We start from the raw sequence: 19,880 nt of genomic DNA on the forward strand, positions 1-19,880 counted from the left end.
CTACTCGGGCTATTTTACCTAGTCTCAGTGTGCTTCTTGTTTTGCTGCCAGTTTCTTACCAATCAACAAAATCGGTGCAAGGGCAAAAATAGAGACAATAAACATCACCAACGAATTACTCAGCGCCAATGTCGTTACTTGCTCTTTGACGACTGCGCTAATTTGGCTCATACCGAGTGCTGGATTGGGTAAGCGTCCATGAGTGAGAATCGCGCTGCTCAGTGCCTGCTCGTAAGATGCAAACACATGGTTGGAGCCATCCAGTGTACGACCAATTTCGCCCGATGCTTGCGCACTGTGATTTTGAATCACACGAGAGAAAAACGCCCCGCCAATGACCCCACCCATGGTTCGAAACAGATAGAAGTTCGCAATGCCTTCTAAACGTTGACCTACTTGGAAATACATTAATACGGCAATCGTGACCGACACATTCAATAAGCCAACACCAAAACCACGCAGCAACATTGGGGTTGGTAGTGATTCTGTGCCTACAAAGCTTGGCAGTTGACTAAACTCGTGTACCGACACCAGAATCATCAGTACACCAAAAGGCACTACTGCATCCGCTAACGGGCGACGGAAGTAATACACCAATACACTCACCAACATGGCGTAAAACGATGGCAATTGCGCATAACCCGCATTAAGGCTGTTATAGTGCATCGCCATTTTTAGGAAGTTGGCAAACAGCACCGTACTTGCCATCACGGCAAAGCCTGCAAGGAAAGCGTTGTACATGAACACGTTGGTCTTTAACTTGCCATGTAATTGCATTGATGCGGTATTCAAATGATGCGTTTTCACCAACTGGTACACCGCCAATAAAGCAAATGCCGCCGCCACTGAAGAAGCCTTTACAAACCAGTCTGAATCCAACCAGTTGTAGTAGCTGCCGCGCATTAGTAGAAAAACCACCAAACTCATCGTTAACGCGAGCACGAGGTACACTGAAGCTGAGGACTTTGGCTTGGCTTCAATCTCAATCACCTGAGGTTTGTATACGCCAATCATCACTAAAGCGGAGAAAAACAGCCACGCCGATACAATATTCAGTAGTGACCATTCAAACACTTCAACAATCTCAGCCACCAGCCATGGATAAGCCCCCATTGGTAACAATGTTGAGAAGATCAGTGTCAGTGCAATAATCGCAGGCAACCAACGCTGCTCAAAGGTATTGAGTAGATAGAGATTCACTACCACCAATAACATGCTCATGAAAAAGCCACTCACAAGCCAAGTTAGCGTGAACAACAGCGCATGCTGACCTGCCCAATAGAGCACAAGGTTCATTGCCAAGCCCACCAGTAACGAAGAGTACAATGGCAATAACGTACCAAACTTACGTACCAAGATTGGGGTAAACATAAACCCCAATACTTGAGTGATCATAAAGCCGATTTTCACTAGCTCGACTTCATCCGCAGACAAACCGGATGTGGCGGCCATCTCATGGGACAACTCGGTAAACATCACCGAATTGATCCCAAAAGCCGCAATGGCGAACAGCGCAAAAATCAGCAAAGGTGAACGTGTTTTCATGACGATTAACCTTGCGTTGTAGTCTCAATAGACACTTCAGCCGACAAGCCAGGGTAGATGCGCTGTTTAAGCTCTTGTGGGATATCCAACTCGATACGCACTGGCACACGCTGTACTACTTTCACAAAATTACCGGTCGCATTTTGCGGTGGCAGTAAACTAAACTGCGCGCCCGTTGCTGGGGTTATGGAAGTTACACGACCATGTAATGGATGATCAGGGAACATGTCTAACACCACTTCCACGTCTTGCCCTTGTGCAACGTTTTCCAATTGAGTCTCTTTGAAGTTTGCCTCAATCCAAACGTAATCCGGCACCATCACAATCAACCCCATGCCAGGTTGAACAAACTTACCCACTTGCACTTGTCTGCCTGCCACATAACCATCAAATGGCGCTCTAACGATGGTTCGCTCAAGGGCGATATTCACCAATCTCAAGTTCGCTTCGGCTTGCTTACGTTGCGCGGTTAACTGCATCTTTTCTGTTACTAATGCGTCAAGCTGCTTCTGTTCAGCCGCTAGCGCTAACTTAGCCGTTTCAAGATTGCTGCTCGCTTCAATAGAACGCGTTCTTTGCGCTTCAAATTGGTTCTTACTCACCGACTGCTTTTGTACCAAACGAGACAGACGTTTGAACTCCGCCGCTTGATGTTCCGCGTTCGCACTTGCACTGTGAATGCCCTGCTTCGCCTGCTCAATCTTCACCAGCTGCATTTCGGTTTTGGTTTGGTTTGCGGTCAGCGCTGCGTTTGCGACATCTAACGCCGACTTTGCGATTTCTTGATTGGCAATGAAATCTTCATCATCAATCGAAAACAGAGGTGTACCTTCGCTTACCCACTGGTTATCTTCGATAAAAATCAGGCTTACTTGCCCACCAACTTCTGGAGAAATGGCCGTTACATCTGAGTGAACATAAGCATTATCTGTTGTCACTGTATTTGGCTGATACAAAGCACAACCCGCAGCAAACAACGAACCAATAACAAGCGATAACGCAATGACTTTCTTCTTCATTCTTGAAACCCAACTAAATGATTTTCACAAACTGCACTGTACCGTACAGTTTTAGTAAAGATACATTTGATCATTACTAAGAAGGAAAGATCCATCCTGCTGATTTTTAATGATCTTATTTGAGGTGTTGTTTTTGAGTTCTTGCGATGAAGCCTAGAAAATAGCCATCGATAAAAACAAAAAAGGCGACACGGATGGTCGCCTTTGCTTAATGAAAATACTTATTTATTCACGCTTATTGCTGCGCAACTTTCACTGGCGGTTTAGTTGACCCCGTATAGTCAAAGTCAAATGCGATGCCATCTTTAGTGATATCCAGAGTCATGCCCCCAACCAACTGGTTTTGTAGGCTCATCGTTACATCTTCAGGGACAGGTTCACCCGATACTTGTGATGCAGTTTCAATCACTTCCAATACTCGCTCAGAGTCCATGGTAAAGCTCAATAAACCATTCGCCGTTAGAGGCTGAGCCATCACTTTTTCGCTAGCTGCCGCCGCCGCATCACCACTGTAAAGCGTTAGATGACTACCATTGAGGCGAGCAAAAACATTCATTGGTTTACCTGCGTAAGGTTCAAGCAAACCGCCTATGTTCACTGGCTGATTATCTGGTTGAATTTGCACTTGCGCGAGCTCAGGCATGAACATTTGTGCCGTTTGCAGCAACATATTTGGATCGTCAGCAGAGACAGAGAAGATCGCATCCAATTGGCCTAGCTCTGGGCCATACTGACCATTCATATCCACATCAAGTCCGAACATCTCCATGCTTAGACCTTTAAGACCATTTGCCATGCCTGCACCCATACTGATCGCCGGCGCTGGGTTTTGACCACGCATTTCTCTTTGTGCTTCAGCCAGAATTGAACATTGATACTGTGGTGTCGTTAGGTCAGTCCAAATCTTACCAATTGCCGGAGCAAGCGTTGCAACATCAATACCTAAAGCTACGCTAAACATGCTCTTTTCACCGTTCGATTCAGCCAACACACCGCGCATCGATTGCAGTGCATCAAGAATTACTTGGTTCTTAGATTCAACAACAAAACCACCATTAATGCGTGCTTTGCCGCTTTCTACCGTATATTCAGCAAAAGCCACTGACTGAGGCCAGTTTTGAGCAATTTGGGTAAATTCCGTATGACAAGCTGACGAACGCAGTTCCTTCATCATTCGTTCGTTTTCGAACAACTTTAACTGACGAGCCATCATATTGCCGTCTGCCGTTGTCAGGCCTTTTATTATCTGTTGATGATCAATTAAACCGAACGAGTTTGCACTTTCACCATATTTAGATTGCAGTGTAGCCAGTCGACCTGTATCGAGGATATTCTGGGCTGGCGCTTCTAATCCTAGCGCCATTTTTAAAGGGTTTGCCTCACCAAGCATTGGAATGTCGACAGTGATGGTTAATACGTTGTCAATAACAGCAACAACAAGCCCTACACCTTTTTGAGGGTCTTGAACATCCGCCATTTCATAGCGACGATATTCTACCGTATCAAGCTTAACGGTCTGATGGGTAATCCCTGCTTTTTTCTCTTGTTGATCAAGCGTAGTCCATAGCGCTTTAGGAGTCTCAATCGGCAGTTTGTATACAGGAACCGCACCCAGAGTATAAATAATAGGGTTTATTGTGTCGCCCGTACCTAAGAATGCCTTTAGCGTTTCTGGAGAAGACGCACTTTCTAAATAAGCATCAATGAAATTGAGAACAAATTGTTGTTCAGGACTTAACTCTTCGCCCATAAACAAATCGGCAAATGAGCCCTGTTCTGCGGTACCAAACGCATTTAAATACTCATAGTGATTAAACGCTTCTGTTTGATAAGTCAGCATCAACGTATCCGCAGGAACTTGTGCAAGTAATGCATCACCATTGCTACCTTGAGCAACTTCATTTTGATACAGATAACCAGCCCCACCTGCTGCGGCAACAACAGCAGCCGCCAATAATAATTTTTTCACGCTCTACTCCATTTGATGGTGGTATGAAGGAGTCCTTCAGAGACCTAACCAATTTGACATATAAAACAAACATCATAAACAGACCAGGCCTTGATTCAATTAACAATTACCTTTATTAATGGATATCTCAGAATTTATAAGATAAAACGTGATCTCGTTTGGAAAGTAGTGGCATTGCGCTCCCCCTCGACCATGGAATCTCATTCGTTAAATCAAATTTGAGCTTTTTGTTGAACCTTTGACGTAACATCACGATCTCACAACCTAACTTCTGGTTGTACTGGAGAATTCGACTGCGTTTTCGTAGAGTCTAGACTCGCTCGATATATGAACAATCTTTGCCGAATAAATCTATGAAAGACCAGTTAACCATATCCGTTTCTACCATCAACGGCTCGAAGCATTGGTGCGTAACCAAAGCAATGCAAACACGCCTTAAAAGTTTGATAGCAGCGATGTCTATAGGGGTATGTGCAACGACAGGATTGGTGTTTTATCTTTATTCAGCAGTCGATAACGCAGAGCTAAGACAAGCCGAGTTAGCACAACAATCTATTGGTCTATCTGAAGAGCTAGAACAGTTAAAACAACTCAAATCTGAGCTCGAGAATGATCTTTCAGAAAGAGAAGACCGCATTACAACTGTATCAGAGCGTTTATCAGATTTAGAGTCATCACTTGGAATGGCATCCGCAGTGGATTTGACAAACCTAGAATCTCGCCTAGATACCGCTGCCATTACATCGAATGTACGTATTGCAATGCTAACTCAGATCCCAAGCGGCTCGCCGGTAGGAAAAGAGAGAATATCTTCTGGTTTCGGCAAACGTATCCACCCTATAAGCAAAACAGCGAAGATGCATCGCGGTTTGGATTTTGCCGTCAATATTGGAACACCAATCTATGCACCAGCCGATGGCGTCGCTGAGGTCACAAGACGAAGCAATAAAGGTTCGGGTAACTTTCTTCGTTTGCAACATTCATTTGGCTTTTCAAGTTCTTACTCGCACTTGAAAAGTTTTAAGGTGAAGAGTGGAGAGTTTGTCAAGAAAGGCCAACTTATTGGGGTATCCGGAAACAGCGGGCTATCTTCAGGCCCACATCTACACTATGAAATCCGATTTGTAGGCCGAGCTTTAAACCCAAGGCCATTTGTCGATTGGAATGTAAACGATTTCGAAGCAATATTCAGTAAAGAACGAGGTATAAGATGGGAATCTTTAGTCAACACCGTGGAACAGAGAATCGCCAAGCAACTTCAACTCTCATCGCCAAAGGATGTGCTGTTAGCGGAGAACTCAAACTAGAAAATGACATCCAAGTAGATGGCGTAGTAAACGGTCAAGTGAATGTCGATAGTACACTCATTGTGTCTGAAAGTGGTCGTGTAAAAGGCGACGTGTACGCTAATAAACTGATTATTAATGGTATCGTCGAAGGCAATTGCTACGCCGAACAGATTCAAGTTCTCGAGAAAGGACGCATTACCGGTAAGGTTTGGAGCAATAACCTTAGCATTGAACCGGGTGGTAAGTTTTTTGGTGAAGCGGCAGAATTACCAGAAAAAGAAGTCATTTCACTAAAGAGCAAAACACAAGAGCACCAAAACCAACAGAAATCGCAAATTACAGCAAACAAGCCAGAATCCCGTAAGCAGGCATAATGGCGTCAAACATAGATTCTCATATGCAAATACAAAGTCAGAGGATTGTGAAATTTCATTCACCATGAAAAATATTGCTAGTTGATTTTCATTACGCTCGACTATGATTCGCGCTCCTGTGTTTTTGTGATTATTTGAATGAAAATTTATACCGCTATTATCACGGCAGCCCTTGCTGCAACAACACTTATCGCTCCTGCTCATGCGGACGATAAATTCACTTTAGGTCGTACTATTTTGCTAGAACACGGCAACCTTGCAGCAAAGATCCCAATGGTCATTTGCCGCAATACTAACGCGATCAAAGTGAAAGCAGAGAAAGACTTAGAATTAAGAAAAGTCGTTGTGAGATTCCAGAATGGTGATGAGAAAACCATTCGATTCCATCGTGACTTAAAGAAAAACAAAACGACTGACTGGCGTTACTTTGGTTACCGCCGTTGTGTAAAAAACATTGAAGTCTACGGTAATTCAGAAGGCTCAAAAGCAGGCGTTCGCGTTTACGGTAAAGAGAAGAACGACTAGATATCAACTAAAAAGGACGACCAAATGGTCGTCCTTTTTCATTAGGATTTAGGATTTAGGATTTAGGATTTAGGATAATCGTACTTCGTTTCGCACCCTTACCAAAAGAGTGCCGCGCCTGATTCATCACTTCTTCTAAGGTGAGCGATGTTGCCATGTGCTCCACATCAGACAGTACATCAATATCGTAACCTTGGATAAGGTACCTAGTGTAAGCCCAACCTCTATCCCCTGGGAGGTCAGCCAATTCACTCATATCTAAAACAAGTTGCTTCACCGCCGTATCCAGTTCATCTTGAGTAATATTGACCAACAATTCATCAATTGTTTCATCAAACACTTGCTCTACTTTCGACACTGCCTTCGGATCAACCTGTGCTTCAAAGAACCAGTCAGTTACCTTTTCTCGGTCTTGTACGATCGAATAAACCGCCGGATTGTAATCTAAACTCGCTTCTTCACGTAGACGGTCAAGAACTCTAGTGGAACTGATGCGCTGCAACACATCTTCGATAAAAATCGTTCTTGTCGAAGTCGGTTGCTCACTACTGTTAGTCAGCCTTAACAAAAAGAACGCGGACGGTTCATGCCCATCAGTAAACTCTATGTGTGACGTCGCATCTGGATTGTATTTCACACTGTAATCAACAGGTGAGGCTAACTCGAGTGGTATTGACGCAACATACTTGCGTAACAGAGGGGCAATAGATTGAGCGTCTAAATCCGCTACAATCACCATTTTGAAGCCTCTATCCTTTAAGAATAGGGTGTCGTGAACCGCCAGAATTTGCTCAGCAGTCACACCCTCTACATCATCAGGCAACACCATTCGATGGCGACTATTCGGAATATAAGCATTTTGGTTGACTGCTCTTAGCCATTTACCAATAGGTGAGTTCAGAAAGGTGGTGCTTTCTTGGCTATATTCTCTCTTCACCGCTGACAACTGACGAGCATCTACCTTAATTTCTGTAGCAACGTTGTACACGCCATTGAGTGCATTCGCTAATTGCTGTTTCGGTGCAACCATCTCAACGCCATGATGGGTATCGCCCAGCAAAGGATACATACTCATCTCGTGTGTGCGTAAAAAGTTGTCCAATTCTGGTCCCGAGAAGTCACCTAAACCACTTCTTGCACCAACTAGACTTGCCAGCTCATATGCGGCGTAAAGTGAAGGATCCAGTGCTGCTTTCCCCCCCTGGCTTGCGAAGAAGACATGAGCACGGTCTCCTGCTTTTTTATCTTGCTGGAACCAGACTTCAATACCATTCGACAATGTAAATACGTCAAAGCCACCTTGGTGTGCCTGCTTTGAAATGATCTTCCCCTCCACGCTCGGCTGGATGAAACCTTCCGTCTTAGTAGACATCATCAAGGGCTTTACACCCGGCTTCTGATAAGCAGCTTCGATCAAAGAAAGTGCATTAGAAAACTGTGTTTCTTTTTCCCCTTGAGCCATGCCAATAACAAAGGCTGGTTGTTGTTCCAACAGTTCACCTAACTGCTTATTTACAGCTTTAACATCAAAGTATGTAACGAACTCACTCAAGCTTGATTGATAGTCTTGCTTTGACTGACTAACGATATTCTGTTCAAGCTCAAACACTCGAGCATCAACATAACTATTAGGTTTGCGCTTGCTCCAGTCACTATCGATGTTTGTTAGTTCACTGCGAAAACCTGCCATCACCGCTTCCAACTCTTCGGCATTAACCCCATGATCACGCAGTGACGCTAACGTACCAATGAACAGCGATTGCATTTCGCTTCTTAGCTCTGGAGAAAATGAGATTCCCCCAGAAGAAATGCGGCTGAAATTATTAAAGTGAGTCTGGACATAAACGTATTGGAATGGTTGAGCAGCATCATTGAGCACAGCGTATATTCTTTGTTGAATCAGCTGAGACATCACTTCATCCTCCCAAGCTTGATGCTGCTGCTCGCGGGTTTGATAACCAATAGGACCGCGGTCAATTGAGTAATGAAGACTCGGAGATTCCATCTTGCTGCTATCCAATAGCATGGATTCCGTGTTTACTTGGATATCGCGTCGTTTAACGATCTTCTCTTCAGAAGTACGCTTCCAATCAGAAAACTGCTCTTTAATCAATTTGCTAAGTTGTTCAACATCAACATCCCCGGAAACAATCAATTCGGCGTACTGAGGTTGGTACCACTTTTGATAAAAGCTCATTAGATCTGCCGCTGTCGCGCTCTCTATTGAAGCTTTAGTACCAATAGGGTCGTGCTCAGCATACAACGTACCTTTGATTGAAGCTTCATAGGCGTTGTAACTCAAAGACTTGTCATCTGGCATAGCTCTTCGCCACTCTCCGAGAATAACACCCTTCTCTTTTTCCACCTGCTCAACATCAAATGAAATACCTTCACTAATATCTCGCATCCAAGTCAATGCCTCTTTAAGCATTTCATCATTAACAAGGTCGAGCTTATAGGTTGTTTCTTGGTAAGACGTAAACGCGTTGATATCTGCACCAAAGCTGCCTCCAGACTGTTCAAACAGCTTAATGACATCATTACCAGAAAAGTTCTGACTGCCGTTGAAAGCCATATGCTCTATAAAGTGCGCATAACCTTTTTGGTCCACGGTTTCTTGGAATGAACCAATATTCATCTTAAACCGTACTGAGACTTCTTCGTCTTGGGTTGGGTAAATGTGGAATTTCATGCCATTAGCAAGTTGGTCAACATGCCAATTTGAATCCGGCTTGATCGGCGTCGAGGAAGGTGCGAGAGCACAGCCCGACAAAAGAAGTACAGGGAATAACAACATATTACGCATAAATATCGCCCTAATTAACAATAACTAGCCGAAATATATCGTTCACACTCTATGCGTTAAATTTAATATGAAATTTCTTCTCAATTTATTTGAGTTAGGTCGCAATTTATAAAATGATAATCATTTCATAAAATAAACCTTTAATTATGAGTAACGGCATAAGATCCATGCCTCAATTTGATTTATAAATTCAATAAAATCCCAATAGTAAGACTCAGATCGGCATTTATTTCGAACAGTAAAATATAATAGGAGTGCAATACATTTAATAATTCTATAATAACTACTTAGCGATATTTTTTATGCTTAAAAACCTATCTTTGAAAAACAAGCTGGCTATCTCAGCCAGTGCTGCCATTATCCTCGGGGGAGTTTTGGTAGAGGGATTGTCTTTTCGAGATGCCTTGCAAAGACTTGATGTTGAAGTTGAGCAGCGCCTTGAAAGTACAAGTGCTTCCTATAATCAATACGTAAGTGATTGGCTACTCTCAAAAGAAAGAGCGTTAAAGTCACTATCTCAGGATGCAGAAAAGTCAGCAATCGTCACCTATTTAAAACAGGTAAAAGATTCCGCTGCTTTTGATAACGTATTCCTTGCTTACCCAGACGGTACTCAAGATAACGCAAACGGCGTTGTGCTTCCGCCGGGTAATGACGACCCTCGCAAATGGGGTTGGTACACCAACGCCATTGCAAATCCATCACAAGTATTCATTGATAACCCAACTGTCGCCGCAGCAACCGGTGCGAATGTCGTCTCTTTAGGTAAAGCCATTAACTTACATGGTCAAACATCAGTACTCGGTGCTGACGTGGAGATTGGCGATATCATTAATAGCCTTGATAAAGTCATTCTTCCAGGTAAGGGCTACATGTTCATTGCCAACGAGCAGGGCAAAGTATTCATTCATAAAGACAGCAAACTCCTTAATCAACCAATCAGTAAGTTAGGGTTAAGTTTTCAGGACATTGCCGCTATTTCTCAATCAGGTAATGACCGTCAAGTCAGTGTAGATGGAAACACCTTCGTTGTTTTTGCGAAGAAGATTGAAGGCACTGAGTTAACGACTGTGACTGTCATCGACCACAACTCTTTGATCGAACCACTTTATGACGCGGTTTGGGGACAAATCATCGCAACCAGTATCGTGGTTATTCTTTGTGTCGCTCTATTTAACTTGTTGTGTAACATCCTTTTTCGTCCACTTTACAACGTTTCTAATGCGCTATCGCAAATCGCCAATGGTAGCGGTGATTTGACTCAACGTATCGAGGTAGAAAATCGCGATGAAGTTGGTGAGCTAGCGGAAAACTTCAACCTATTTGTTGCTAGCTTGCAGGAGTTGATTGGCCATATCCGTCATCAAGCGGTCGATCTAAACCAACGCTCTGAGGCAAGTACTCAAAGAGCAATTCAATCTGTTGACGAACTAAACCACCAACAACAAGAAATCACCATGGTTGCGACCGCAGTAACCGAGATGGCATCTGCGACACAAGAAATCGCGTCACACGCAGAGCAGACGGCAAAAGCGGCAATTGACTCTTCAACCAGTACTCAGAATGGTCATGGCTTAGTGGTGAATACCAAAGAATCGATCAACAACTTGTCGTCTGAAGTTAATCAAGCAAGTATTGTCATTGGCGAATTGAATCAACACGCACAAGACATCAACACTGTGCTGTCAACGATCCGTGATATTGCTGAGCAGACTAACTTACTAGCACTCAACGCTGCGATTGAGGCGGCGCGAGCAGGTGAGCAAGGTCGTGGTTTTGCTGTAGTTGCTGATGAAGTTCGCGTACTGTCACAACGCACGCATACTTCAACGGAAGAGATAAAATCGACCATCGAAACTTTACAGCAAACAACTCAACGCGCCGTTGCGATAATGGAAAGAAGCTCAGAGCTTGCCATTGGCTCGGTAGCAGACGCCGATCAAGCAGCGATGGCTCTTGATGAAATTAACTCAGCAGTTGCTCTTATCAGTGACATGGCAACGCAAATCGCAACCGCAGCTGAAGAGCAAACCCATGTAACCAACGAGATCACACAAAACGTTACCACAATCAAAGATGTAACCGATCAGCTTGTTATTGGTGCAGAAGAATCAAAACACGAATCTTCACAACTAAAATCGCAAGCAGAAGATCTCAACTCAAAAGTGGCGACATTTAAACTCGCATAAAGCATACTTTTAATACTTAATGATAAACCCCGCCATATCGCGGGGTTTGTTTTAGCTAGGGTCTGCTTATCTTTTTAAATCGCAACACACATCGGCGTATCTGAAATAGGGTCACGAAACACCCTAGCCTTGAGGTCAAACACCCTTCTCAGTAACGTTTCAGTAAACACCTCATCCGGAGTACCTTGCGCGACTAGTTGCCCTTTTTCAAGTACCACCAAATGGTCGCAATATCGACATGCCTGATTGAGGTCATGCAGCACGACGACTACCGTTTTTCCTTTGCTGTTCATCTGTTGCATTAGTTTCATTAATTCGACTTGATGCGACATATCAAGATACGTCGTCGGCTCATCCAACATGACTACTTCCGTATCTTGTGCCATTACCATAGCAATCCATGCTCGCTGGCGTTGACCACCGGATAACGACTCAACAGGCTGATCAGCAAACTCAAATACTCCAGTATCATGCATCGCTTGCTCAACAATAACTTGATCCTCTTTCCCTAGTTTTCCCCAGTGAGATACATAGGGTGAGCGTCCGTATTCAACCAGCTTTCTCACGGTAATTCCCTCTGGGCTGACCAAAATTTGTGGCAACAGCGACAACGAACGAGCTAGCACTTTATCGCCATAGCTCGATAGCGGTTTCCCTTCGAACATTACTTCGCCTGATACTGGCTTATTGATTCTGACTAAGGTTTTTAACAAGGTCGATTTTCCGCAGCCATTAGGGCCGATCAGCGCAGTAATTTTGCCCTTGGGAATGGAGACAGATAAGTTTGGAATAATTGTGTGTTTGCCGTACGCGACGGAAAGGTTCTGCGTTTCAAGCATGGTTACCAACCTCGATAACGATAAAGTAAAAAGATGAAATACGGCGCACCAATTACCGAGGTAAGCACGCCAGCTGGCAACTCAATCGGAGGTTGCAGCCCTCTAGCTAACCCATCAGCACAAGTCACCAATAGTGCCCCTAATAGCGCAGAAGCCGGGATGAGTAATTTGTGGTGATGACCGAACAGCAAACGCGCTAAGTGGGGTGCCAATAAGCCAACAAAGCTGATGGTCCCCGCGACCGAAACACTGATGCTGGCTAGCAATACTGCCGCAACCAAAGCAAGAACCTGAACCTGTTTCGGCTGAGTACCAAGTGTGGTCGCACTCTCCTCACCTAGCCCCATGACATCCAGCCGCCAAGCCAACCAAAATGCTAAGGGTAATAGCAAGATTAACGCACTCCAGATAAATGGCACTTGCTGCCAGTTTCGTCCCCATAAGCTACCAGTTAGCCAAACCATCGCGGTGTTGATTTCAATTGGATGAGTAATCAATAAAAAGTCGATGCCACTCGCCAAAAAGGCACTCACCGCGATACCAATTAGCGCTAACCTCGCCGGTGTGGGTTTTGCACGCCATGCCAAAGTGGCGATCAAACCTGCAGCAAACAATCCGCCTAACATTGTAACTAACGGCAGCCAGCTAACAGATGCGTTCGGAAACCAAACCAGACTTGCCGTTGCTGCAAGCCCAGCGCCAGCACTGATCCCCATGAGATCGGGCGAGGCGAGTGGGTTGCGAATAACGCCTTGCACCAGCATGCCAGAAAGCCCTAACCCCGCCCCGACACCTACAGCGAGCAACATACGGGGTAAACGGTATTGATGAATCACAAAGTCATCACTCGAAAGCGCCATTAAATGATCCATGACTTGAGAGACCGATAGGGAAGCCGCCCCAACCATTAAGCTTGTAGTAGCCACAGTGATGAGAAGCCCAATCAATAGCAATAGTTTTGTTTGATGAAGCATTATGATCTCCTCATCGCGATCAGAATAAAGCACGGAGTGCCAAGCAGAGCAGTGATAACGCCTACCGGAGTTTCTGTTGGAAACGCAATCGCTCGTGACAACGCATCAGACCAAGCCACTAAAGCCGCCCCTGTTAAGGCACAAATGGGAATCAAGAGATGGTAGTTATGGCCAATCATAGGTCTAACTAAATGAGGAACAAGCAAACCAACAAAACCGATAGGCCCAGCGATCGCCACACTGGTTCCAGCAAGCAAAACGATGGCAGCACCGCTTAGTAAACGGGTAAGCCGAATATTATTTCCTAGCCCGATGGCAACTTCTTCTCCCAGCGCTAACAGGTTAAGGTTGCGCGCCAGACTCATGGCCAGCAGCAAACCAACCACGGCAGGAGGCCACAGTTGCTGCCACTGCTCTTCATCCACACTGGAAAGTGAACCCGTCAGCCAATGCAGCACGCTGTAAGCCATATCATCGGCGAGGATCAGTGCCGCTCGGGTAAGGCCAATAAGTAGCGCACTGACAGCGATTCCCGCTAAGACCAAGCGCAACGGATGAGAACGAGCAGAGAAGAAACCACCAAGGAACATAACAGCTAAGCCACTAAGTAAGGCACCACAAACTGCATTTAGGATGGGGTTCATCTCGTGTAGTAAAGGCACGCCAATGGCAGATAAGGCCATAAAACACGCCGCTCCTGCATTAATGCCAAGAATCGATGGCGACGCCAAAGGGTTGCGAGTTAATCCTTGCATCAACAAGCCAGAAACGGCGAGACAGGCACCAATTATCAAACTGGCATAAGCTCGTGGTGCTCTCAGTGTGGCGAGAATTTGGTGGGACATATTACTCTCATCGAATTCCAGCCAAACTTCTTTTAAATCATGCATAGTGATCGAAAAGTTTGACCACCCCAGCATAGACACGACATAGCCGGAGAATACTAAACCTAGCACCACCAACGTAAAGAGCAGCTCTTGCCATGGAAAGGGTGACAAGCACGAGCGACCATCAGACATCGAAGTTTCACTCATGATGCATCCACAATCTGCTCTAGATTTTTCGCCATCTGCTCGGCAGCAAGCATGCCCCGATTGAGAGACCACAACTCTGGTGACACCTCTACAATCCGTTGTTTTTTCGCTGACGTGAGCAACTTGAATAACTGATTCTTCTGCCAATCATTCACCACATTTGGATGCGAATACGCTCCGATCAGCAACCAATCTGGGTTGGTTTTAAGCAGCAGTTCAAAACTAGTAGGAAGATAAGCCTGCTCGGTTGGTTGAGTTATTGGGCTAGCGATGCCTAGTGCAGCGAGTACTCCACCGGCGTAAGAGATTGGACTGTGCAGCCACATCCCTTTGTCCGATACCACTGCAAACTGAATACTCTGCTTGAGAGAGAAACGCTGCTTGAACTCAGCCATAGTCTGCCGATGCAATTGAAGACGCCGCTCCATCTCCGCTTGTTTATTGAGGGCAATGCCCACCTTATGAGCCGATCGTAGATTCTCTTGATACGTCTCACCTCGGCTTTTCAACAACAGCGTTGGGGCAATCCGTCGCAAATCTTGATAGATAGTTCGGTGACGCTCGGCATCTGCAATGATCAAATCAGGCTTGAGCACTGCAATCGCCTCTAAGCTTGGCTGCGAACGCATCCCGACCGATTGCCATGGTTGAACTAACTCACGTACTGCGGGGATCACGCGAGAAGCATCATTATCATCCGCGACACCAATTGGTGACTCTCCCACTGCGGCGAGCGCATCTACAAAGGAAAACTCCAAAACCACCACCCGTTGCGGCGTAGTGGCTATCTCAAACTGTCCTTGCTCATCCTGTACAACTCGGGTTGTCGCGGAGCTAGAAAACGCGAAAAAGCTCAGCAGTAACAAAATAAAGATCATTGCCCACCATTGTGTAGACGAGAATCGGCTTGTATTTTTCATATTTATTTTCTCCAGCGCCAAGATCGTCAAAGTCGCCAAGATGAATTGGCGACTTCTATTCCCAACTAATTTGGGTCTATTTCTCTTCAAATCCTTACGCGTTAAAACTGGTAATTCAGATCCAAGGTATAAGAGCGTCCCGGAGCGGGATAACGGCCTACAGGGCTGGTATCAATGCCTCGGAAATAATAGTCCTCGCCAAACAGGTTGTTCACGGCAACATTCATGTGCAGCTTGCCTTTGTCATCCTTGTACAAATCGGTACCAAGATTGAAGTTCCAAACCATATAAGCTGGCACTTTGCCCTTGGCACCCGTTTCGTCTTCAGCACTAGTGTTCGCATTGTCTGCATATGCATCGCTGAAGTAGTAGCCTGACAAGGTTGTATCAATGCCAGTAAAGGTGTAAGTCGCATCCCAGCTAAACTGATGTTTGGAGGTGTAAGCCAGCTGATTACCCTTGTTTGGACCGTTTTCTTCTAGGGTGGCATCCAAGTAGTTGTAACTCGCACCTAAACTCAGAGCTTGTAGCGCTTTCGGAACATAGCGACCAGAAAGTTCGATACCTTGGTGAAGCGTTTTACCGATATTGTCGAAGGTCTGTGTCGCACTTTGCCACTGCAGTTGGTCTTTAAAATCAATACGATAAAGTGCGGCATTAAAACTGGTTGAATCTTGGTTATAACGCGCCCCTAACTCATAGTTCCATGCCAGTTCACTGCCCTCTTCACCAAGACCACGAATGTAAGCAATTTGCGGAGCACGCAGTGATTTCTGGGCATTGGCATACCCAACCCACTGCTCCGTCAAGTGGTAAGCCACCGTTAAGCCAGGAAGCCATTCCGTTACCTTGTTGTCTGCGCTCTGAGATTTGCCTAAATCATCAAACCTCATGTCGACAGATTCATAACGGACACCTGGTGTAACTTTTAACGCATCATTAAACAGACCTATTTCATTGCTGATATAGCCCGCAAATGCATCCGTCTCTAAATGCCAATCACGCGGTACTTTGGTTTCTCCGCCTGCGATTGGAGTTTGAGTCAGCTTGTAGTCGATGTATTCATTGACGTAACGAGCCCCCACAATCCAGTTTTGCGTAACGGACTTGCCTTCGAAATACATCGCCAACTTTGGCTCAACTCCATAAACTCGGAACTCACGCGGAGAGGTACGAATATCGGTTGATGGCAGAGACGGATCGGCCCAATGCCCACCGGCACTGTTAAAGCCCCATTGGAAGAAACGCTCAGAATTGTGTCCAAATGTCAGCACCTCTAGCTCTGCACTATCAGCAATATTTAGATCGTGTAGATACTTCACACTCCAACGCGTTGATTTACCTTGATACTCATCGTACGGACGTTTCGATTGAGTGCGGTCTTTCTTATAGTCTTCCGGAGACAACGCGCCCGGCATTTGCGTATCCGCATCGTAACGTTGAATGAAGGCTTGTAGCTCTTGCGTATCGCTTAGTAGCCATTGCGCCTTGGCTTGGAAGTTCTTTACGTCAGTATCAGAATGATCTCGGAAGCTCTCGCCTTTTAAAAAGTTACCTTCGAGTTGAATAGCGAAAGTGTCCGTCAGCCAACCTCCAGTTCGTAGATAGAAATCGTTGAGCGGAGTGTCACCTGCTTCAAACACTGTCAGGCGGTTACTGATTTCAGTTTGCCAAGTGTTTGGAATCGGTTTGGTAACCAAGTTAATTACACCACCTACGTTGTTCGGGCCATATTGCACTGCGGCACCACCGCGAACAATATCGATTCGATCCAACATAGATAACGTTGCAGGGAAGATAGATTGCCCAGTGTGACCATAGGGAGCAAGAGTCAGTGGCACGCCATCCATCAAGAATTGAGCATGGCCACTGCGGCTCGCTTTTAGGCCACGAACAGAGATATTTGGCAGTACCCCAGTACCAGTTTCATCTTGTACTTTGATCCCCGGCACGCTCTGCAGTGCGGCATCAATAGAATGCGCAGCCGTCTTTTCGATTTGTTTGCTAGTCAGAACAGTGCGGGCACCTGGGTATTCTTTCACATCTTCCAACTCTGAATTACCAATAACACTCCCTGTTACAACAACGGTTTCCATGATTTTTGTTTGAGGCTCTGAAGCGGCAAATGCACTCATGGATGTGATAGATGCAATGGCCGTTGCAAGGACGCTAAGGCGCAACTGCGCTTGAGGTTTACCATCCAAATTCTGGTAAAGCATGGGAATCTCCTTTGAGATAGGTGCGGGTCAAAGTAATAATCTTGTTTTGACCCGATGGGCTAAATAACCTCGAAATGAGGTGAAACATCGACGATTGAGTCGTCAAAAAACCAATGAGGCCTTAGAAATGAGGCCTTAGAACTGGTATCCATAAGTGAGCATAAATTCTGCAGGAGCACCGTAACCAATCTGATTTAAGCCAGATTTGCCATTGGTCGCGCCAAGGATGTATTTCTCGTCAAAAATGTTGTAAGCGTTGGCTTGAATTTTATGACGACCAGTTGTGTACGCAGCCATCAAATCAACCGTGGTGTAATCACCCAAAGCGACAGCTTCGTCATTGCCCGCATAACGGTCCCCAACGTATTTCACACCACCACCCAAACGCCAGTTATCGTCGAGCTGATAAGTACTCCAAAGTGAGAACAAGTGGTCAGATACATCATTTGGTTTTTTACCCGTATCTTTATCTTCAGCATCAAGGTAGCTATACCCTACCGAGATATCCCATTGCTCATTGATCTGACCGCGAGCTTCCAACTCAATACCTTGGTGACGAGCTTCAATCTTATCGATCACATCACCATCAACGTTGGTTTGTGGTTGCTCTTGGTCAATTTGGAAGATCGCCGCATTCAGCATTAAAGCGTTGTCCAACAAGTAGGCTTTTGCGCCGACTTCTTTCAGATCTGTATGGAAAAATTCCGCCAGTTTGGGATTGATGTAAATGCCCGAGTAAGGCAATTGCCATGAGCGAGCTAAGCTTGCATATACCGACATGTCGTAGTTAATACGGTAGACCAGACCTGCACGGTAGCTAACCTTGTTGTCATCCAAATCTTCTTTTGTAGCGCCCGCTTTTTGCTGCTCAAGATCCATCGAGTCGTAACGTACATTACCGATCACTGACAAGTCACCAAAGGTGTATACATCCTGAATGTAAATGCCTGTCGTGGTTGTTGTGTTGTCTCGGAAAGGCTTGAAACCTGGATCTGGCGTTGGCCCTACGATAGGGTCATAGATATTTTTGGGTGGTAATGTTTTGTTGCTCGCCAAGGTGAGATCGATATTGATCTGGTTAAAGTCGGCACCGATCATCAATTGGTTTGATTCTGTCTCCCAAACCAATTCTGACTGTAGCGTTGTCGTGGTGCGAGGGTCATAACCAAAGTTATTCACAGTTTGAGAAACTTCGTTATCAGTTACGGTTCCCTGTCGCGTACCCTTTTGCTTAAGTTCAATATGGTTGTAAGACGCACGGTTAGTCCATGCCCATTCATCATTCAAACGCCATTCATAATTAACCGCAATGCGAATGCTGTCAGACTTTTGGTAGTCATTGGTGCCACCAAAGAAGGTGCTTTCGGAAACATCTACTGGCTTACCATTTTTCGATGGTACCCCACGGTAAGGGACAAGCTCTTGGTGTGCGTACTCGACATCAAAATCAACCGTATGCCCCTGCGCAGGTAAAACTCGGATAGCCGGAGCGATGAAGAAATCATTCGAATCAACATGGTCAACGTAAGAATCCGCTTGTCGATATTCTAAGTTGATTCGTGCATTGACCTTGTCGCTAAAGGCCATTGAGCTATCGATCTGCCCAACAAATTGGCTATTACTGCCAACACTACCGTTAACACTTGTGAACTTGTCACCATTTGCTCGTTTCGTCACCAAGTTGATGATACCACCAGCCGATCCTCGACCATACAACGCGCCAGCTGGGCCTTTCACCACTTCGACACGTTCGATATTTGCTAGGCTACGATATGATTGCAGTGTGCCATCATCACGCATGCCATCACGGTACATATCATTAAGCGCATCAAATCCGCGGATAACAAACTGGTCTCGGCTACCTTCGCCTAACGTGTTGTTCACACCAGCAACACCATCCAAAGCATCGACCAAACGAACTGCACCGCGATCTTGCATTTCCGTCTTAGTAACCACCGAAACGGCTTGCGGCACATCTAACCACTCCACGTCAGTTTTAGTGCCCGATTGCGGCATGTGTTCTGCGTAGCCTTCGTATTGATGACCGATCACTTGTTGTGTTTCATCTGCCACAACACCTTCTTCCGCCTGCACATTCGAAGCCACTGCTGCTGCGGTCAATGCTCCTCCAATCGCTAATGCGAGAGGGGACAAGGTCAATCTCATATTCATTTTCTA

14 protein-coding genes are annotated in these 19,880 nt (G+C 45.4%); 4 read left to right on the forward strand and 10 right to left on the reverse strand.

Annotation, left to right across the window (positions count from 1 at the left end; genetic code table 11):
• Positions 1–24: 24 nt before the first annotated feature.
• From ACTS60_RS15795 to ACTS60_RS15805, 3 genes are all read right to left on the reverse strand, one after another.
• Positions 25–1,545, reverse strand: coding sequence for an MFS transporter (locus ACTS60_RS15795; protein WP_440889014.1), 1,521 nt, complete (start codon positions 1,543–1,545; stop codon positions 25–27).
• 5 nt (positions 1,546–1,550) lie between these two features.
• On the reverse strand, positions 1,551–2,564 hold the full coding sequence (locus tag ACTS60_RS15800; RefSeq protein ID WP_440889015.1) for an HlyD family secretion protein: 1,014 nt from the start codon (positions 2,562–2,564) through the stop codon (positions 1,551–1,553).
• Between the two features lie 235 nt (positions 2,565–2,799).
• A complete protein-coding gene (locus ACTS60_RS15805; protein ID WP_440889016.1) occupies positions 2,800–4,533 on the reverse strand; it encodes a hypothetical protein in 1,734 nt (577 codons plus the stop codon).
• Between the two features lie 353 nt (positions 4,534–4,886).
• Between ACTS60_RS15805 and ACTS60_RS15810 the strand changes: the two genes are divergently transcribed.
• The 3 genes from ACTS60_RS15810 to ACTS60_RS15820 all read left to right on the forward strand — a co-directional run bounded on the left by ACTS60_RS15810 (position 4,887) and on the right by ACTS60_RS15820 (position 6,721).
• Positions 4,887–5,840, forward strand: a complete 954-nt coding sequence (locus ACTS60_RS15810; RefSeq protein WP_440889017.1) for a M23 family metallopeptidase — start codon at positions 4,887–4,889, stop codon at positions 5,838–5,840.
• A complete protein-coding gene (locus tag ACTS60_RS15815) occupies positions 5,744–6,196 on the forward strand; it encodes a bactofilin family protein (RefSeq protein WP_440889018.1) in 453 nt (150 codons plus the stop codon). The genes ACTS60_RS15810 and ACTS60_RS15815 overlap by 97 nt, the downstream gene beginning before the upstream one ends.
• A gap of 138 nt (positions 6,197–6,334) precedes the next feature.
• Positions 6,335–6,721, forward strand: a complete 387-nt coding sequence (locus tag ACTS60_RS15820; RefSeq protein WP_440889019.1) for a DUF2541 family protein — start codon at positions 6,335–6,337, stop codon at positions 6,719–6,721.
• Positions 6,722–6,776: 55 nt separating this feature from the next.
• Here ACTS60_RS15820 and ACTS60_RS15825 read toward each other — a convergent pair whose 3' ends face one another.
• Entirely contained in the window at positions 6,777–9,527 is a 2,751-nt protein-coding gene (locus tag ACTS60_RS15825; RefSeq protein ID WP_440889020.1) for a M16 family metallopeptidase, read from the reverse strand.
• A 302-nt stretch (positions 9,528–9,829) separates the two neighbouring features.
• On the opposite strand from ACTS60_RS15825, the gene ACTS60_RS15830 reads away from it, so the two are divergent.
• Positions 9,830–11,716, forward strand: a complete 1,887-nt coding sequence (locus tag ACTS60_RS15830) for a methyl-accepting chemotaxis protein (RefSeq protein ID WP_440889021.1) — start codon at positions 9,830–9,832, stop codon at positions 11,714–11,716.
• Positions 11,717–11,790: 74 nt separating this feature from the next.
• Here ACTS60_RS15830 and fecE read toward each other — a convergent pair whose 3' ends face one another.
• The 6 genes from fecE to ACTS60_RS15860 form a co-directional block, all read right to left on the reverse strand.
• Positions 11,791–12,555, reverse strand: a complete 765-nt coding sequence (fecE, locus tag ACTS60_RS15835; RefSeq protein WP_440889022.1) for a Fe(3+) dicitrate ABC transporter ATP-binding protein FecE — start codon at positions 12,553–12,555, stop codon at positions 11,791–11,793.
• 2 nt (positions 12,556–12,557) lie between these two features.
• A complete protein-coding gene (locus ACTS60_RS15840) occupies positions 12,558–13,529 on the reverse strand; it encodes a FecCD family ABC transporter permease (protein WP_440889023.1) in 972 nt (323 codons plus the stop codon).
• A complete protein-coding gene (locus tag ACTS60_RS15845) occupies positions 13,529–14,563 on the reverse strand; it encodes a FecCD family ABC transporter permease (protein WP_440889024.1) in 1,035 nt (344 codons plus the stop codon). Before ACTS60_RS15845 ends, ACTS60_RS15840 begins: the two co-directional genes overlap by 1 nt.
• Positions 14,560–15,483 carry a Fe(3+) dicitrate ABC transporter substrate-binding protein gene (locus ACTS60_RS15850; RefSeq protein WP_440889025.1) on the reverse strand — a complete coding sequence of 308 codons (924 nt, stop codon included), beginning with the start codon at positions 15,481–15,483 and terminating at the stop codon, positions 14,560–14,562. The genes ACTS60_RS15845 and ACTS60_RS15850 overlap by 4 nt, the downstream gene beginning before the upstream one ends.
• Before the next feature lie 101 nt (positions 15,484–15,584).
• Positions 15,585–17,702, reverse strand: a complete 2,118-nt coding sequence (locus ACTS60_RS15855; RefSeq protein WP_440889026.1) for a TonB-dependent receptor family protein — start codon at positions 17,700–17,702, stop codon at positions 15,585–15,587.
• A 135-nt stretch (positions 17,703–17,837) separates the two neighbouring features.
• On the reverse strand, positions 17,838–19,874 hold the full coding sequence (locus tag ACTS60_RS15860) for a TonB-dependent receptor (RefSeq protein ID WP_440889027.1): 2,037 nt from the start codon (positions 19,872–19,874) through the stop codon (positions 17,838–17,840).
• Positions 19,875–19,880: the final 6 nt, after the last annotated feature.

It is taken from the genome of Vibrio sp. WZ-1, from assembly GCF_052037695.1.
Taxonomy (GTDB): Bacteria; Pseudomonadota; Gammaproteobacteria; order Enterobacterales; family Vibrionaceae; genus Vibrio.

What these genes read in the sequence shown, in the direction of transcription:
- ACTS60_RS15795 (WP_440889014.1), bottom strand. Translation starts at nt 1,545, where the DNA reads ATGAAAACACGTTCACCTTTGCTGATTTTTGCGCTGTTCGCCATTGCG.
- ACTS60_RS15800 (WP_440889015.1), bottom strand. Translation starts at nt 2,564, where the DNA reads ATGAAGAAGAAAGTCATTGCGTTATCGCTTGTTATTGGTTCGTTGTTT.
- ACTS60_RS15810 (WP_440889017.1), top strand. Translation starts at nt 4,887, where the DNA reads ATGAAAGACCAGTTAACCATATCCGTTTCTACCATCAACGGCTCGAAG.
- ACTS60_RS15815 (WP_440889018.1), top strand. Translation starts at nt 5,744, where the DNA reads ATGGGAATCTTTAGTCAACACCGTGGAACAGAGAATCGCCAAGCAACT.
- ACTS60_RS15820 (WP_440889019.1), top strand. Translation starts at nt 6,335, where the DNA reads ATGAAAATTTATACCGCTATTATCACGGCAGCCCTTGCTGCAACAACA.
- ACTS60_RS15825 (WP_440889020.1), bottom strand. Translation starts at nt 9,527, where the DNA reads ATGCGTAATATGTTGTTATTCCCTGTACTTCTTTTGTCGGGCTGTGCT.
- ACTS60_RS15830 (WP_440889021.1), top strand. Translation starts at nt 9,830, where the DNA reads ATGCTTAAAAACCTATCTTTGAAAAACAAGCTGGCTATCTCAGCCAGT.
- fecE (WP_440889022.1), bottom strand. Translation starts at nt 12,555, where the DNA reads ATGCTTGAAACGCAGAACCTTTCCGTCGCGTACGGCAAACACACAATT.
- ACTS60_RS15840 (WP_440889023.1), bottom strand. Translation starts at nt 13,529, where the DNA reads ATGCTTCATCAAACAAAACTATTGCTATTGATTGGGCTTCTCATCACT.
- ACTS60_RS15845 (WP_440889024.1), bottom strand. Translation starts at nt 14,563, where the DNA reads ATGAGTGAAACTTCGATGTCTGATGGTCGCTCGTGCTTGTCACCCTTT.
- ACTS60_RS15850 (WP_440889025.1), bottom strand. Translation starts at nt 15,483, where the DNA reads ATGAAAAATACAAGCCGATTCTCGTCTACACAATGGTGGGCAATGATC.
- ACTS60_RS15855 (WP_440889026.1), bottom strand. Translation starts at nt 17,702, where the DNA reads ATGCTTTACCAGAATTTGGATGGTAAACCTCAAGCGCAGTTGCGCCTT.
- ACTS60_RS15860 (WP_440889027.1), bottom strand. Translation starts at nt 19,874, where the DNA reads ATGAATATGAGATTGACCTTGTCCCCTCTCGCATTAGCGATTGGAGGA.